The sequence below is a fragment of the Pseudomonas sp. LBUM1673 genome (assembly GCF_059695645.1).
Genome location: NZ_CP166780.1, coordinates 5,621,483 through 5,635,581, shown reverse-complemented (window position 1 = coordinate 5,635,581; position 14,099 = coordinate 5,621,483). Strand labels below are relative to the sequence as shown.

The window sequence follows — 14,099 nt, the reverse complement described above, 5'->3', positions numbered from 1 at the left end:
TTGGCCTGTCCTCTCGATGCCTGGGAAAAACCTTAAAAGGAAGCTGTTTATGCGCCTGAGTACCCGCGTTGCTGCGCTCTGTGTCGCACTCTTCGTCAGTCACCAGGCCACGGCGGCCGAATTGCCGCAACGTTGGGTCAGCGCCGGTGGTGCCTTGTCGGAATGGGTTAGCGCACTGGGTGGTGAGTCGAAGCTGGTGGGTGTCGATACCACCAGTCAGCATCCCGAATCCCTGAAGGCACTGCCGAGCATCGGCTATCAACGGCAACTCTCGGCAGAAGGCATTCTGAGCCTGAGCCCGCAAATACTGGTGGGCACCGAAGAAATGGGGCCGCCACCGGTGCTTTCGCAGATTCGCAGCGCGGGCGTTCAGGTCGAATTGTTCTCGGCCCAGCCCGATTTGCCGACATTAGAGGGTAATTTGCAGCATCTGGGCAAATTGCTGGGAGCTGAAGATCGGGCTTCGCAAGTGTTCCAGGTTTATCAACAGCAACTCGATCAGCAACAAGCTCGGGTCAGTCAGGCGCAACTAAAACACAAAGCGCCGGGAGTATTGCTGCTGTTGGGGCACGCGGGCGGCAAACCGTTGATTGCCGGTAAAGGCACCGCCGCCGATTGGCTGCTGCAACAGGCCGGAGGCCACAATCTGGCGACGCATACCGGCTACAAACCGTTTTCTGTCGAATCCCTGGCCAGCCTCAATCCCGAAGTGCTGGTGTTCTCCGATCGTGCGCTGACGGGTGATGCGGCGCGTGCAGCCTTGTTCAAGGAGAATCCGATCCTCTCGTCCACCCGCGCGGTCAAGGACGGGCGAGTCATGGAGCTGGACCCGACACTGTTGGTGGGTGGGTTGGGGCCAAGGTTGCCCGAAAGTCTGACCAGGCTGTATGACGGGTTCTATCCCGGTACGACCGGCCAATGACCCTTTTGGTTAAACCCCGTGCGTTGTTCATTGGCCTGAACCTGCTGTGTTTGCTGGCGATCTGGCTGTCGCTGGCGTTGGGGCCGGTGAGCTTGCCGTTGCTCGACACGTTGCGTGCGGCGTTGCGGCTGATCGGCTGGCCAATTGCGCCCGATGGGCTGGAGCAGGCCGAGCTGATCCTTGGGCAGATTCGCTTGCCGCGGACGTTGCTGGGATTGGCGGTGGGCGGTGTGTTGGCGCTGTCCGGCGTGGCGATGCAGGGGTTATTTCGCAACCCTCTGGCTGATCCGGGATTGGTGGGGGTGTCCAGCGGCGCGGCCTTGGGCGCAGCCATCGCGATTGTCGGTGGCTCGGTGTTCGGCGGTCTGCCTGAGTCCTTCGGGCCTTATCTGTTATCGGTGTGCGCGTTTCTCGGCGGGCTTGGAGTGACGGCGCTGGTCTATCGACTGGGGCGGCGCAATGGCCAGACCAACGTCGCCACCATGCTGCTGGCCGGTATTGCATTGACTGCCCTGGCCGGTTCGGCGGTAGGGTTATTCACCTATCTGGCGGATGACGCGACCCTGCGCACCCTGACGTTCTGGAACCTGGGCAGCCTTAACGGCGCCAGTTATTCGAGGCTCTGGCCGTTGCTGCTGGTGAGCACCGGTGTGGCGTTGTGGTTGCCGCGTCGGGCCAAGGCTCTGAATGCATTGTTGTTGGGGGAGTCGGAGGCTGGTCATCTGGGGATCGACGTCGAAGGCCTCAAGCGCGAACTGGTGTTCTGCACGGCGCTGGGCGTCGGCGCGGCGGTCGCGGCAGCCGGTATGATCGGGTTTGTCGGCCTGGTGGTGCCGCATCTGGTGCGGTTGCTGGCCGGCCCCGATCATCGGGTGCTATTGCCAGCCTCGGTATTGGCGGGGGCCAGTCTCTTATTGTTTGCCGATCTGGTGGCGCGGCTGGCCCTGGCGCCGGCCGAGCTGCCGATCGGGATTGTCACGGCCTTCATCGGCGCGCCGTTCTTTCTGTATTTATTGCTCAGAGGGCGTGCCTGATGTTGCGAACGCAGAATCTGCAAATCCGGCGCGGGCGAAAGATTGTTCTCACGGACATCACGCTTGAGCTTAAACCGGGCGAAGTCCTCGGCGTGCTGGGCCCCAACGGTGCCGGTAAAAGTACGTTGCTCGGCGCCCTATGCGGCGAATTGCAGGCGGACCACGGCAGTGTCTGGCTCGATGAGCGCGAGCTGAGTCGTTGGGCCGGGGCGCAACGAGCCCAGCGTTTGGCGGTGTTGCCGCAGGTGTCGACCCTGGACTTTGCCTTTCGCGTCGAAGAAGTGGTCGGCATGGGGCGTCTGCCTTATCAAAGTGGCCGGGTCCGGGATGACGAGATCGTCGCCGCGGCGTTGCACGCAGCCGATGCGGGGCACTTGAGTGGTCGCAGTTATCTGGCGTTGTCCGGCGGCGAGCGTCAGCGGGTGCATCTGGCGCGGGTACTGGCGCAACTCTGGCCGGGGGAGGCGGGGCAAACGTTGTTGCTCGATGAACCGACATCGATGCTCGACCCGCTGCATCAGCACACCACTCTGCAAGCCGTGCGCGAGTTCGCCGATCGCGGCGCGGCGGTGCTGGTGATCCTGCATGATTTGAACCTGGCGGCGCGTTATTGTGATCGCTTGTTACTGCTCGAAGGTGGGCGTCCCGTGGCGCTGGACACACCGGAACAGGTATTGCGCCCGGAACCGCTCAAGGCCGTGTTCGGGCTGGAAGTACTGGTGCAGCCGCACCCGGAGCGTGGGCATCCGCTGATCATCGCCCGCTGAGTATTTCATCGAGGTGAGCACATGCGTGTAATGGTGATTCTGGCTGTGTTGTTACTGAGTGCCTGCCAGCATGTTTCGGTGCCGCCGCCGGTCAGCGGCGAAGTCCGGGAACTGCGCAGTGGTCAAATCCTGACAGCGCAGGAATTGGTTGCACGGTTAGCTGAGTCTTCGCGGCTAATCGTCGGTGAACAGCATGACAATCGCGATCACCATCAACTGCAATTGTGGTTATTGCAGGCACTGGGTGAACGGCGGCCCCAAGGCAGTTTGCTGCTGGAAATGCTCACGCCGGATCAACAACCGCGCGTCGATGAGGTTCGGCATGCCTCACCGTTGCCGACAGACTTGTCCGGTGCATTGGCCTGGCAGCCGGGATGGGACTGGAGTCTGTACGGGCCGATCGTTGGTTTCGCCCTGACTCAGCCGTACCCGTTGCTGGCGGCCAATCTGGACACACTTGAAATCCGTACTGTCTATTCCAAACCACCGACATTGAGTGGTTCACGCTCCAACGCCCCGGCGGTCAAGGAAACGTTGCTGGCACAAATCAGCGATTCCCACTGCGGCTTGCTGCCCACATCGCAAATGCCCGCGATGCTGGCCGTCCAGCAGCAACGTGACCGGCGGATGGCCGAGCGATTACTGGTCGCACCGACGCCGTCACTGCTGTTTGCTGGCGCATACCACGCGCGCAAGGATGTCGGGGTGCCGATCCATGTGCTGGATCTGAGTGAGCCCGAGGCACCAACGGTGTTGATGCTGGCAGAGCAGGGGGCTGAGGTTACGCCGGCCATGGCCGATTACGTCTGGTACACCCCCGCCACACCGCCGCAGGACTACTGCGCGCAAATGCGTAAACAGTTCGGCAGGCAATCAGGTCAGTAAACCTGGCGAGTTTTCCACAGGCAAAAAAAGACCCGGCAAGAGCCGGGTCAAATAACCGTGATTAGCCTGATGAGGAGATATCTGAGAGTCCGAACCAAGGGCTTTTCAAATATCGACCAGTCTCGCGACCAGTTGTGATAATCATAGCGATTCTCATTACCAAGTCAACCGCTGATTTCCTCATTTCCGTGAATTACGCCATTCCTTCACTGGAAAGCCTCGTAATCATTGGGTTTGATTCTGTGTGTTTGAGTGAAATTATCTGTTCAACTCTTGTGGCGAGACGAAATAGCATCCAGCTGTTTGTTCAAGGCTTCCTTGCGCTCAGCGGGAATGTCGTTCCAGTGAACATCCATTAACGCGCCTTCGATCGCATACAACAACACCTTGGATGCCCGAAAACCGCGCGTGCGCACGGCCCGATAAGCATCCACAGCTCCCAGCCGACGCAAGTCCGAGGCACTGTGGATGCCCACGGCATGCAGCCATTGCGCCGACGTCTTGCCAAGATTTTTCAGGTGTTGCAGTTCATCATTCATCAAGCCTCCTTGCGACAGCCGAACGGAGCGTGGGCGAGCCTCTCAGCAGTGTAGCCATCAGTAGGAAAAGCGTGATTGTTTGGTCGGTTTCGACGTAAAAGCTTCTAAGAGGCAGACTCAAGAGGGGGTATGAAAAGGCTGCAAGTGTGGGCAGAAGGCGTGTGAAGAATTGAGTTTTCAGGCAAAAGAAGTACAGAGTCCAGCGCGCAGCGGGGGCGCCGGACCTGGTAGACAGTCGCTTTTAGCGGGTGCGATAACGCAGGCGGGTACCGAAATTCATCGACATCAGAATCTCATCGGCACTCAACTCTGGCGGGAAGTAGGCGCCGGAAATCTGCGCATGGGCCAGGCTCGCGCCTTCCAAGGAAGCATTGCGAAAATCGATGCCGCGCAAGTCGGCGGAGCGGAAATAGGCATCGGTGAAGTCGATGCCGTCGACGTTCAACTCACGCAGATCGAGACCCCGGAAGTCACCACCGACCATGTCGATAGGTCCGCCTGATGGGCGTTCGTTGTTAAAGCCTGTGATGTCGTCTTTGTGCAGCAAGGCATAAAGCGGGGTGTCGAGAAGTTTCGGCTGGCTCATGTCACATCACCTGATGGTTTTATGACGCCAGTATAGTGCCACTATTTGGCAGCCGTGAAGCCGGTGAGGGCTTCACGGCTGAAATAGTTTCTTACAGGCCCGGCAGACGTTGGCGAATCTGCGCAACGACGGTGTCGAGGGTGCCACTTTCATTGGTCTGGACGCGTTTGCTGCAGAGGATTTCTGCTGGCGTCAGAGCCTCGCGGCTGGCTTGTTGGGCGGCGATAACAGCCAGGTTGGCGTCGGACGGATCGTTATTGTCCTCCTGACGTTGCTTCAACCAGCTCTCGATCACCGCTTGCGGTGCGTCGCAATCGAGGATCAGGAACGGCGCACCGGTGGCTTCGGCGATTTTTGCTGCGCCGTCGCGTTGATCGCGCTTGAGGTACGTGGCATCGACCACCACCGGGAAACCGGCATGCAGAATCACACCGGCAATGTCATGCAGACGGCTGTAGGTGGCGGCACTGGCGTCGGCACTATAGATGCCTGCCTGTGGGTCGTTCGGTACGGTTTGCTCACCGAACAGGCGTTTGCGCTCGACATCCGAGCGCAGGCGAATGGCGCCCAGCGCTTCCACCAGACGCATGGCCACGTGGCTTTTGCCGACGGCGGAAACACCGTGGGTAATCGCCAGGAAGCGCGAAGGAATGGTGCTGTAGCTTTCCGCCAGGTTGGCGTAGTTGCGGTACTGGCGCAGGGTAGTGGCGCGCTGCACCGGATCGGCTTCGGCCGGCATGCTGAACAGGCTGACCTTGGCGCGAACCAGTGCGCGGTAGGCCTTATAGAAGTTCAGCAACTCAAGGCCCTGATAGTCGCCGGTCAGCTCCAGGTATTGACTGATGAAACGGCGCGCCAGGCTTTTCAGGCCACGATCTTCCAGGTCCATGGCCAGGAAGCCGGTGTCAGCGTAAACGTCGGTGAAGCGGAACGGTTCGTTGAACTCGATGCAATCGAAGATCACCACCTTGCCGTCGATCACGGTGGCGTTGCCCAAGTGAATGTCACCGTGGCATTCACGAATGAAGCCGTCGGCCTTACGCTGGGCGAACAGCGGTTTGAGGCGCTCGAAGCTGCTTTCGGCCCAGGCTTGCAGGGCATCGAGTTGCAGCAGATCGGCCTTGTCACTGAGGAACGGGCGGATCTGTTCGAAGTTCTGCCGTACCGGTGCCATGACGCTGTCTGGCGTGCCGGCTTCGTGTTCAGCAGGTACTTTCGGTGCGCTGAGGTGGAATTGAGCGATCTGCGCGGCCATCTCGTCGATGTGTGTAGTGGTCAGTTCGCCGTTGGCTTGCAAGGTGCTGAGCAATTGGCTTTGTGGGAACTGACGCATTTTCAGGGCGTACTCGACGACTGGACCATCGCCGCCCAGTTGTGGTGCCTCGGCGCTGCCAGTGATCGGCAACACTTCAAGATATAAATCATGGGTCAGGCGCTGGTTCAGGCGCAGCTCTTCACCGCAGAAATGCTCGCGAGCTTGGAGGCTGGTGAAGTCGAGGAAGCCGAAATTCACTGGCTTCTTCACCTTGTAAGCAAAGGGGCCGGTGAGCAGCACCCAGGAAATATGGGTCTCGATGACCTGGAACCCGTCTACGGGATGCGGGTAGAGGGCCGGGTTTTGCAGGGCAGCGATCAGGGACTGGCTCACAGGCGATCCTTCAGAGTCTGGGGAAAATTCAAGGCCGTCATTATGGCCGCAAGTCCGCCCGACGCAAACCTCGGAGGGCTCCTGTTGAGTATGAATAAAATGCGTATAATCCGCCGCCATGACTCGTACTCGATCCCCCCGTACCCCTAAAAAACCACCTTCCAGGGGCATGCGCCCCTGGCTGGGCTGGGCCCTTAAACTCAGCCTGGTCGGCCTTGTGGTGCTTGCCGGGTTCGCGGTATACCTCGACGCTGTGGTCCAGGAGAAGTTTTCCGGCAAACGCTGGACTATCCCGGCCAAGGTGTATGCGCGCCCGCTCGAGCTGTTCACTGGCCAGAAGCTGAGCAAGGATGACTTCCTCACCGAGCTCGATGCCTTGGGCTACCGACGCGAAGCCGTCAGCAACGGCCCCGGCGCGGCGGCGGTCAATGGCAATACCGTCGACTTGAATACCCGAGGTTTCCAGTTCTATGAAGGTATGGAGACGGCTCAGCCCGTGCGCGTGCGGTTCTCCGGCGATTACGTGGCCGAGCTCTCTGCGACCAACGGTTCGAAGCTTTCTGTGGTGCGACTGGAGCCGCTGCTGATCGGCGGGATTTACCCGAAAAACCTTGAAGACCGCATCCTGATCAAGATCGATCAGGTTCCGCCGTATCTGCTCGAAACTCTGGTTGCCGTAGAAGACCGGGATTTCTACAACCACTGGGGCGTGTCGCCGAAGTCGATTGTCCGGGCTATCTACGTCAACACCTCGGGCGGCAAGATGACCCAGGGCGGCAGTACGCTGACACAACAGTTGGTCAAAAACTTCTACCTCACCAGTGAACGCAGCCTAACCCGTAAGCTCACCGAAGCCATGATGGCGATGTTGCTTGAGCTGCATTACGACAAGCGCGAAATTCTTGAGGCTTACCTCAATGAAGTGTTTGTCGGCCAGGATGGTCAGCGCGCGGTGCACGGTTTCGGCCTGGCCAGCCAGTTCTTCTTCGGGCAGCCATTGTCCGAGCTGAAACTGCATCAAGTCGCTTTGTTGGTGGGCATGGTCAAGGGGCCGTCCTATTACAACCCGCGTCGCAACCCTGAGCGGGCGCTGGAGCGGCGCAATCTGGTGCTCGATGTTCTGGAGCAACAAGGCGTTGCCACCGCCGAGCAGGTTGAGGCGGCGAAGAAAATGCCACTGGGTGTGACCACTCGCGGCAAGTTGGCCGACAGCTCGTTCCCGGGCTTTCTCGATCTGGTCAAGCGTCAGTTGCGCGAAGACTACCGCGACGAGGACTTGACTGAGGAGGGGCTACGCATCTTCACCAGTTTCGACCCGATCCTGCAGATGAAGGCCGAAGCGTCGGTTAACGACACGTTCAAGCGTCTGGCCGGGCGCAAAGGCTCCGATGAGGTTGAGGCGGCCATGGTCGTGACCAACCCGGAAACCGGCGAAGTCCAGGCCATGATCGGCAGCCGCCAGGCGAGTTTTGCCGGCTTCAACCGGGCGCTGGACGCGGTACGACCGATCGGCTCGTTGATCAAACCGGCGGTTTATCTGACAGCCCTTGAGAAGCCGAGCCAGTACACGCTGACCAGTTGGTTGTCGGACGAATCCTTCTCGGTCAAAGGCGCGGACGGTCAGGTCTGGAAACCGCAGAACTATGATCGCCGTTCCCACGGTACGGTGTTCCTTTATCAAGGGTTGGCGCACTCCTACAACCTGTCGACCGCGCGTCTCGGGTTGGCGGTGGGTGTACCGAATGTTTTGAAAACCTTGGCGCGTCTGGGGGTAAGTCGCGAGTTCCCGGCGTTCCCGTCGATGTTGTTGGGTGCCGGCGGTTTGACTCCGATCGAAGTGGCGACCATGTACCAGACGCTGGCCAACGGCGGGTTCAATACGCCGATGCGCGGGATTCGCAGCGTGCTGACTGCCGAAGGCGAACCGCTCAAGCGTTATCCGTTCCAGATTCAGCAGCAATTCGATCCGGCGTCCATTTACCTGATCCAGAGCGCTATGCAGCGTGTCATGCGTGAAGGCACCGGCAGTTCGGTTTATAACGTGTTGCCGAAAACCCTGACCCTGGCCGGCAAGACCGGTACCAGTAACGATTCGCGGGACAGCTGGTTCGCCGGTTTCAGTCAGGATCTGCTGGCAGTGGTCTGGCTGGGGCGCGATGATAACGGCAAGACACCGTTCACCGGTGCCACCGGTGCGTTGCAGGTCTGGACCAGTTTCATGCGCAAGGCCGATCCGCTACCGCTGGACATGCCGCAGCCGGACAACATTGTTCAGGCCTGGGTCGATTCGCGCACTGGACAAGGTTCTGAAGGCAGCTGCCCAGGCGCGGTGCAGATGCCGTATATTCGCGGCAGCGAACCGCCTCCCGGTGCCGCTTGCGGTGGCGAAAGCCCGGCTTCCGGCGAATCGGTGATGGATTGGGTCAAGGGCTGGATGAATTAAGCAAAGAGGGTTTCAAGTGAACAAGTGGTTGATTCCAGCAGTGACCGCCGTGGCTTTGCTCAGCGGCTGCTCCACCGTACAGCGTGGTTCGATTCCGGTTGTGGATTCCGGCAGCGCCGTTTCGAACAGTGAACGGATACAGGCGAATGGCGGTTATCGTCAGACGACGGTAAAACGTCCTGCACAAGCCCAGACTCAGGCAATCCCGCAAGGTGATACTGGTGTTGTTGTGATGGTGCCAGGTGGTGGCGCCGTTTCCTCGGCTCCGATCAGCACTTCGCCGATTACCCCAGGCCCGATCACTCCGGGGCCGATCGATACCTCGCCGGTGCAGTCGGCACCGACCAATCAGGGCAGCTACAGCATGCCATCGACGCCGAGCGGGATTCCTTCGGCAAGCTCTGGCGGCCTGTCCGCCGATGAGCAGCTGGACGGTCCTGTCCTGGCATTGTTGACCACCGCCCAGCAGCAACAGGCCAGTGGCGACCTCAATGGTGCGTCTTCCAGTCTCGAGCGCGCCCAGCGCGTCGCGCCGCGTGAGCCCCAAGTGCTGTATCGCTTGGCCCAGGTGCGTATGGCTCAAGGTGATGCGGCACAAGCCGAGCAGTTTGCCCGTCGTGGTCTGACGTTCGCCAACGGTCGCCCGGCCCTTCAGGCCAGCCTGTGGGAATTGATCGCCCAGGCCCGTGAGAAGCAGGGTGACTCCGCCGGTGCAGCATTGGCCCGTCAGAAGGCCAAGGTTTCGCTGTGATGGATGCACGCTTCCCAAAGATTGCCGAGCAGTTGCTGTTGATCGAGCGCGAACTGCGCGTTCAGGGATGGTGGGACGAAGTCTCGCCATCCGTTGAAGCGCTTTCCAGCGTCGAGCCATTTTCGGTGGATACGCTGGATTTTGAGCAATGGCTGCAGTGGATTTTCTTGCCGCGCATGAAGGTGATCCTGGAGCAGGATCTACCATTGCCCAATGCATCGGGCATCCAGGAGATGGCCGAAATGGTCTTCGCCGGTCGCAACGTCCAGGGTAAGGATCGGCAGCTTCAGGTCTTGCTCAAAGAGTTCGACCTGTTGATCACCGCCTCCCGCTGAATCGAAACTGCCAGGATCTACTGGCAGTTTTTCGTGATCTGTTTCTGTGCTTCGGTGATGCGCTCCTGACGTTGTTGGTCGTCCAGGCGGCGCATTTCACCATCGACCTCCTCCCGTAGTCGCGGATTATTCTGCAGTTGAGCCAGGTTCGTTCGGGCCTGTTCGCAGAATACTTTTAGCTGGGCTTGCTGCTCGGCGACCTGCTTTTTCACTTTGTTGTCGATGGCTTGTTGGTCGCCTATGACGTTGCTGCGCATTGGCGTGCTCGGTTTGCCGACGGGCGGGGCGGGCGTCACCACGAGGGTGGGCTCCTGGCCTGGGGGCGGTTGCGCATCGAAATGGGTAACGCCCTGGGCATCGACCCATTTATAGATCTGACCCGCCATGCACAAAGGGCTCAGGCCGATCAGCAAGCCGGCGGTGAAGAAGAACGTTCGCATGCCATTTCCTTGTCATGGGTGCGCAATTGAAGCTAACACAGTTGCGGTTTAAAGGTTTTTTCTTGCGTTCTCATGCGCTTAGTTCGAATAAAGCACATTGACGGCTTGACTTGCGATGGGCGAAACAGAAGAATCCAAAGTCCGCTGTAGAGGGACTGCCAGAAGCAGACCCACTCGGTAGATCATGAGGCGCACATCCGCGCCGACCTGTTACACCCGCAACGCGTTACCTCGCGCTGGGTGGGAAAGGCCCGCAACACTTGGGACGATCCCAATACTTGCTCAGTCAGTGCTGACGTAGTCGGCGACCACCGTCGCTCATGCTCTGCCGAGAAGTAAACCTATTAAGACCCGTCCTCTTTGTATGTGGGCGGTATTCTGGCGTTTTAGAGGTGAACAACGTGGAGCTTTTATCTGGCGGTGAGATGCTCGTCCGCTTTTTGCGTGACGAAGGCGTCAAATACATCTACGGGTACCCGGGTGGTGCTCTTCTTCATGTCTACGATGCCCTGTTCAAAGAACCGGAAGTGACTCACATCCTGGTTCGTCACGAGCAGGCTGCGACCCATATGGCTGACGGTTATGCCCGTGCCACCGGTAAAGCCGGTGTGGTACTGGTCACTTCTGGCCCGGGCGCAACCAACGCCATCACCGGTATTGCCACGGCCTACATGGACTCCATTCCGATGGTGATCATTTCCGGCCAGGTGCCTAGCACCATGGTGGGCACCGATGCATTCCAGGAAACCGACATGATCGGTATCTCCCGGCCGATCGTGAAACACAGCTTCATGATCAAGCACGCGTCGGAAATTCCGGAAGTCATGAAGAAAGCGTTCTACCTGGCGCAATCCGGTCGTCCTGGTCCGGTCGTTGTCGATATCCCGAAAGACATGACCAACCCGGCCGAGAAGTTCGAATACATCTTCCCGAAAAAAGCCAAGCTGCGTTCCTACAGCCCGGCTGTTCGCGGTCACTCCGGGCAAATCCGCAAGGCGGCAGAAATGCTCCTGGCGGCCAAGCGTCCTGTGCTTTATTCAGGCGGCGGCGTGATTCTCGGTGGTGGCTCCGCGCCGCTGACCGAGCTGGCGAAGATGCTCAATCTGCCAGTGACCAATACACTGATGGGCCTGGGTGCCTACCCTGGCACCGACCGTCAGTTCATCGGCATGCTCGGCATGCACGGCAGCTACACCGCCAACCTGGCGATGCACCATGCCGACGTGATCCTTGCAGTTGGTGCGCGCTTCGATGATCGCGTGATCAACGGCCCGGCCAAATTCTGTCCGAATGCCAAGATCATTCACATCGACATCGACCCGGCTTCGATCTCCAAGACCATCAAGGCAGACGTGCCTATCGTCGGCCCGGTCGAGAGCGTCCTGACCGAAATGGTCGCGATCCTCAAGGAAATCGGCGAGACCCCGAACAAGGAGTCCGTTGCCAGCTGGTGGAAGCAAGTCGATGAGTGGCGTGGTGACCGCGGCCTGTTCCCTTATGACAAGGGCGACGGCAGCATCATCAAGCCACAGACCGTGATCGAAACACTGTGTGAAGTGACCAAGGGCGACGCCTTTGTGACCTCCGACGTGGGTCAGCATCAGATGTTCGCTGCGCAGTACTACAAGTTCAACAAGCCGAACCGCTGGATCAACTCCGGTGGCCTGGGCACCATGGGCTTCGGTTTCCCGGCGGCCATGGGCATCAAGTTGAGCTTCCCGGATGACGACGTCGCCTGCGTAACGGGCGAGGGCAGCATCCAGATGAATATTCAGGAACTGTCGACCTGCCTGCAATATGGTTTGCCGGTAAAAATCGTCATCCTGAATAACGGCGTACTGGGTATGGTTCGCCAGTGGCAGGACATGAGTTACGGCAGCCGTCACTCGCACTCCTACATGGAATCGCTGCCTGATTTCGTCAAGCTGGCAGAGGCCTATGGTCACGTCGGCGTGCGCATCACCGACTCGAAAGATTTGAAGTCGAAGATGGAGGAAGCGTTCGCCATGAAAGATCGCCTGGTGGTGATCGACATTTCGGTCGACACCAGCGAGCACGTCTACCCGATGCAGATCAAAGACGGCTCCATGCGTGATATGTGGCTGAGCAAGACGGAGCGTACTTAATCATGCGGCACATTATTTCCTTGCTTCTGGAAAACGAACCGGGCGCGCTGTCTCGTGTAGTCGGCCTGTTCTCGCAGCGCAACTACAACATCGAAAGCTTGACCGTGGCTCCTACCGAAGACCCGACCCTGTCGCGTCTGACGCTGACCACTGTCGGCCACGATGAAGTTATCGAGCAGATCACCAAAAACCTGAACAAGCTGATCGAAGTGGTCAAACTGGTCGACCTGTCGGAGAGCGCTCACATCGAGCGCGAACTGATGCTGGTCAAGGTCAAGGCCACCGGCGCCCAGCGCGCCGAGATCAAGCGCACCACCGATATTTATCGTGGGCAGATCGTTGATGTCAGCGCTAGCGTGTATACCGTTCAATTGACCGGTACCAGCGACAAGCTCGACAGCTTCATTCAATCGATCGGCACTGCCTCGATTCTGGAAACCGTACGCAGTGGCGTCACCGGGATTGCCCGCGGCGACAAAGTACTGAGCGTCTAAACCAAATTAGCGAATGGCCTGAACGGCCAGGATATAGAGGGGAAATTCATGAAAGTTTTCTACGAGAAAGACTGCGACCTGTCGATCATCCAGGGCAAAAAAGTTGCCATCATCGGTTACGGTTCCCAGGGCCACGCTCAAGCGTGCAACCTGAAAGACTCCGGCGTTGATGTTACCGTTGGCCTGCGTAAAGGTTCGGCGACTGTTGCCAAAGCCGAAGCTCACGGCCTGAAAGTGACCGACGTTGCTTCCGCTGTAGCGGCTGCCGACCTGGTCATGATCCTGACCCCGGACGAGTTCCAGTCTGCCCTGTACAAAAACGAAATCGAGCCGAACATCAAGAAAGGCGCCACCCTGGCCTTCTCCCACGGTTTCGCGATCCACTACAACCAGGTTGTCCCGCGCGCTGACCTCGACGTGATCATGATCGCGCCGAAAGCACCGGGTCACACCGTGCGTTCCGAATTCGTCAAAGGCGGCGGTATCCCTGACCTGATCGCTATCTACCAGGATGCGTCGGGCAACGCCAAAAACGTTGCACTGTCCTACGCTGCCGGCGTTGGCGGTGGTCGTACCGGCATCATCGAAACCACCTTCAAGGACGAAACCGAAACCGACCTGTTCGGCGAACAAGCCGTTCTGTGCGGCGGTACCGTTGAGCTGGTAAAAGCCGGTTTCGAAACCCTGGTTGAAGCTGGCTACGCGCCGGAAATGGCCTACTTCGAGTGCCTGCACGAACTGAAGCTGATCGTTGACCTCATGTACGAAGGCGGTATCGCCAACATGAACTACTCGATCTCCAACAACGCTGAGTACGGCGAGTACGTGACCGGTCCGGAAGTGATCAACGCCGAATCCCGTCAGGCCATGCGCAACGCCCTGAAACGTATTCAGGACGGCGAATACGCCAAGATGTTCATCAGCGAAGGCGCCACCGGCTATCCTTCGATGACCGCCAAGCGTCGTAACAACGCCGCTCACGGTATCGAAATCATCGGTGAGCAACTGCGCTCCATGATGCCGTGGATCGGTGCCAACAAGATCGTCGACAAAGCCAAGAACTAAGTCGCGAGCTTGTACGGAAAACGCGGCCTAGGCCGCGTTTTTTCGTTTGGATCCGCCGGTTCTG

The 14,099-nt window shown here is 59.0% G+C and carries 14 protein-coding genes; 10 read left to right on the top strand and 4 right to left on the bottom strand.

Translation table 11 applies throughout. The features are described 5' to 3' along the window. Window positions 1-49: 49 nt before the first annotated feature. The 4 genes from ACA044_RS25810 to ACA044_RS25795 are packed head-to-tail and all read left to right on the top strand — an operon-like array spanning window position 50 to window position 3,608. A complete protein-coding gene (locus ACA044_RS25810) occupies window positions 50-922 on the top strand; it encodes a heme/hemin ABC transporter substrate-binding protein (RefSeq protein WP_497443858.1) in 873 nt (290 codons plus the stop codon). Window positions 923-972: 50 nt separating this feature from the next. Then, window positions 973-1,956 carry a FecCD family ABC transporter permease gene (locus ACA044_RS25805; protein WP_497447310.1) on the top strand — a complete coding sequence of 328 codons (984 nt, stop codon included), beginning with the start codon at window positions 973-975 and terminating at the stop codon, window positions 1,954-1,956. Further along, a complete protein-coding gene (locus tag ACA044_RS25800) occupies window positions 1,956-2,723 on the top strand; it encodes a heme ABC transporter ATP-binding protein (RefSeq protein WP_497443857.1) in 768 nt (255 codons plus the stop codon). Before ACA044_RS25805 ends, ACA044_RS25800 begins: the two co-directional genes overlap by 1 nt. A gap of 21 nt (window positions 2,724-2,744) precedes the next feature. Then, window positions 2,745-3,608 carry a ChaN family lipoprotein gene (locus ACA044_RS25795; RefSeq protein WP_497443856.1) on the top strand — a complete coding sequence of 288 codons (864 nt, stop codon included), beginning with the start codon at window positions 2,745-2,747 and terminating at the stop codon, window positions 3,606-3,608. Window positions 3,609-3,874: 266 nt separating this feature from the next. Here ACA044_RS25795 and ACA044_RS25790 read toward each other — a convergent pair whose 3' ends face one another. The 3 genes from ACA044_RS25790 to ACA044_RS25780 form a co-directional block, all read right to left on the bottom strand. Continuing rightward, window positions 3,875-4,147 carry a TfoX/Sxy family protein gene (locus tag ACA044_RS25790; RefSeq protein WP_497443855.1) on the bottom strand — a complete coding sequence of 91 codons (273 nt, stop codon included), beginning with the start codon at window positions 4,145-4,147 and terminating at the stop codon, window positions 3,875-3,877. Window positions 4,148-4,388: 241 nt separating this feature from the next. Next, complete coding sequence (locus ACA044_RS25785) at window positions 4,389-4,733, bottom strand: pentapeptide repeat-containing protein (RefSeq protein ID WP_497443854.1); 345 nt, start codon at window positions 4,731-4,733, stop codon at window positions 4,389-4,391. Window positions 4,734-4,824: 91 nt separating this feature from the next. Further along, window positions 4,825-6,381, bottom strand: a complete 1,557-nt coding sequence (locus ACA044_RS25780) for a bifunctional aminoglycoside phosphotransferase/ATP-binding protein (protein ID WP_497443853.1) — start codon at window positions 6,379-6,381, stop codon at window positions 4,825-4,827. Between the two features lie 118 nt (window positions 6,382-6,499). Between ACA044_RS25780 and mrcB the strand changes: the two genes are divergently transcribed. From mrcB to ACA044_RS25765, 3 genes are read left to right on the top strand one after another with little or no spacing between them, the layout of a single operon-like run. Further along, on the top strand, window positions 6,500-8,824 hold the full coding sequence (mrcB, locus tag ACA044_RS25775; RefSeq protein WP_497443852.1) for a penicillin-binding protein 1B: 2,325 nt from the start codon (window positions 6,500-6,502) through the stop codon (window positions 8,822-8,824). Between the two features lie 16 nt (window positions 8,825-8,840). Then, on the top strand, window positions 8,841-9,575 hold the full coding sequence (locus tag ACA044_RS25770; protein WP_497443851.1) for a tetratricopeptide repeat protein: 735 nt from the start codon (window positions 8,841-8,843) through the stop codon (window positions 9,573-9,575). Further along, window positions 9,575-9,910 carry a YqcC family protein gene (locus tag ACA044_RS25765; protein ID WP_497443850.1) on the top strand — a complete coding sequence of 112 codons (336 nt, stop codon included), beginning with the start codon at window positions 9,575-9,577 and terminating at the stop codon, window positions 9,908-9,910. Before ACA044_RS25770 ends, ACA044_RS25765 begins: the two co-directional genes overlap by 1 nt. Window positions 9,911-9,927: 17 nt before the next feature. On the opposite strand, the gene ACA044_RS25760 is transcribed toward ACA044_RS25765, so the two are convergent. Then, window positions 9,928-10,350 carry a DUF4124 domain-containing protein gene (locus ACA044_RS25760; protein WP_497443849.1) on the bottom strand — a complete coding sequence of 141 codons (423 nt, stop codon included), beginning with the start codon at window positions 10,348-10,350 and terminating at the stop codon, window positions 9,928-9,930. Window positions 10,351-10,751: 401 nt separating this feature from the next. Here ACA044_RS25760 and ACA044_RS25755 point away from each other — a divergent pair, with 401 nt between their 5' ends. Genes ACA044_RS25755 through ilvC form a run of 3 tightly spaced genes read left to right on the top strand, consistent with a single transcriptional unit; the run spans window position 10,752 to window position 14,035 of the window. Then, window positions 10,752-12,476, top strand: a complete 1,725-nt coding sequence (locus ACA044_RS25755; RefSeq protein ID WP_497443848.1) for an acetolactate synthase 3 large subunit — start codon at window positions 10,752-10,754, stop codon at window positions 12,474-12,476. 2 nt (window positions 12,477-12,478) lie between these two features. Continuing rightward, the gene (gene ilvN, locus ACA044_RS25750) at window positions 12,479-12,970 is read left to right on the top strand and encodes an acetolactate synthase small subunit (protein WP_057008762.1); all 492 of its coding nucleotides are present in this window, start codon (window positions 12,479-12,481) and stop codon (window positions 12,968-12,970) included. Between the two features lie 48 nt (window positions 12,971-13,018). Next, window positions 13,019-14,035: a ketol-acid reductoisomerase gene (gene ilvC, locus ACA044_RS25745; protein WP_497443847.1), complete on the top strand. Its 1,017-nt coding sequence runs from the start codon at window positions 13,019-13,021 to the stop codon at window positions 14,033-14,035. Window positions 14,036-14,099: the final 64 nt, after the last annotated feature.

Coding starts and splice junctions, on each gene's coding strand:
- ilvC (WP_497443847.1), top strand. CDS start 13,019: ATGAAAGTTTTCTACGAGAAAGACTGCGACCTGTCGATCATCCAGGGC.
- ACA044_RS25760 (WP_497443849.1), bottom strand. CDS start 10,350: ATGCGAACGTTCTTCTTCACCGCCGGCTTGCTGATCGGCCTGAGCCCT.
- ACA044_RS25810 (WP_497443858.1), top strand. CDS start 50: ATGCGCCTGAGTACCCGCGTTGCTGCGCTCTGTGTCGCACTCTTCGTC.
- mrcB (WP_497443852.1), top strand. CDS start 6,500: ATGACTCGTACTCGATCCCCCCGTACCCCTAAAAAACCACCTTCCAGG.
- ACA044_RS25790 (WP_497443855.1), bottom strand. CDS start 4,147: ATGAATGATGAACTGCAACACCTGAAAAATCTTGGCAAGACGTCGGCG.
- ACA044_RS25795 (WP_497443856.1), top strand. CDS start 2,745: ATGCGTGTAATGGTGATTCTGGCTGTGTTGTTACTGAGTGCCTGCCAG.
- ACA044_RS25765 (WP_497443850.1), top strand. CDS start 9,575: ATGGATGCACGCTTCCCAAAGATTGCCGAGCAGTTGCTGTTGATCGAG.
- ACA044_RS25800 (WP_497443857.1), top strand. CDS start 1,956: ATGTTGCGAACGCAGAATCTGCAAATCCGGCGCGGGCGAAAGATTGTT.
- ilvN (WP_057008762.1), top strand. CDS start 12,479: ATGCGGCACATTATTTCCTTGCTTCTGGAAAACGAACCGGGCGCGCTG.
- ACA044_RS25785 (WP_497443854.1), bottom strand. CDS start 4,733: ATGAGCCAGCCGAAACTTCTCGACACCCCGCTTTATGCCTTGCTGCAC.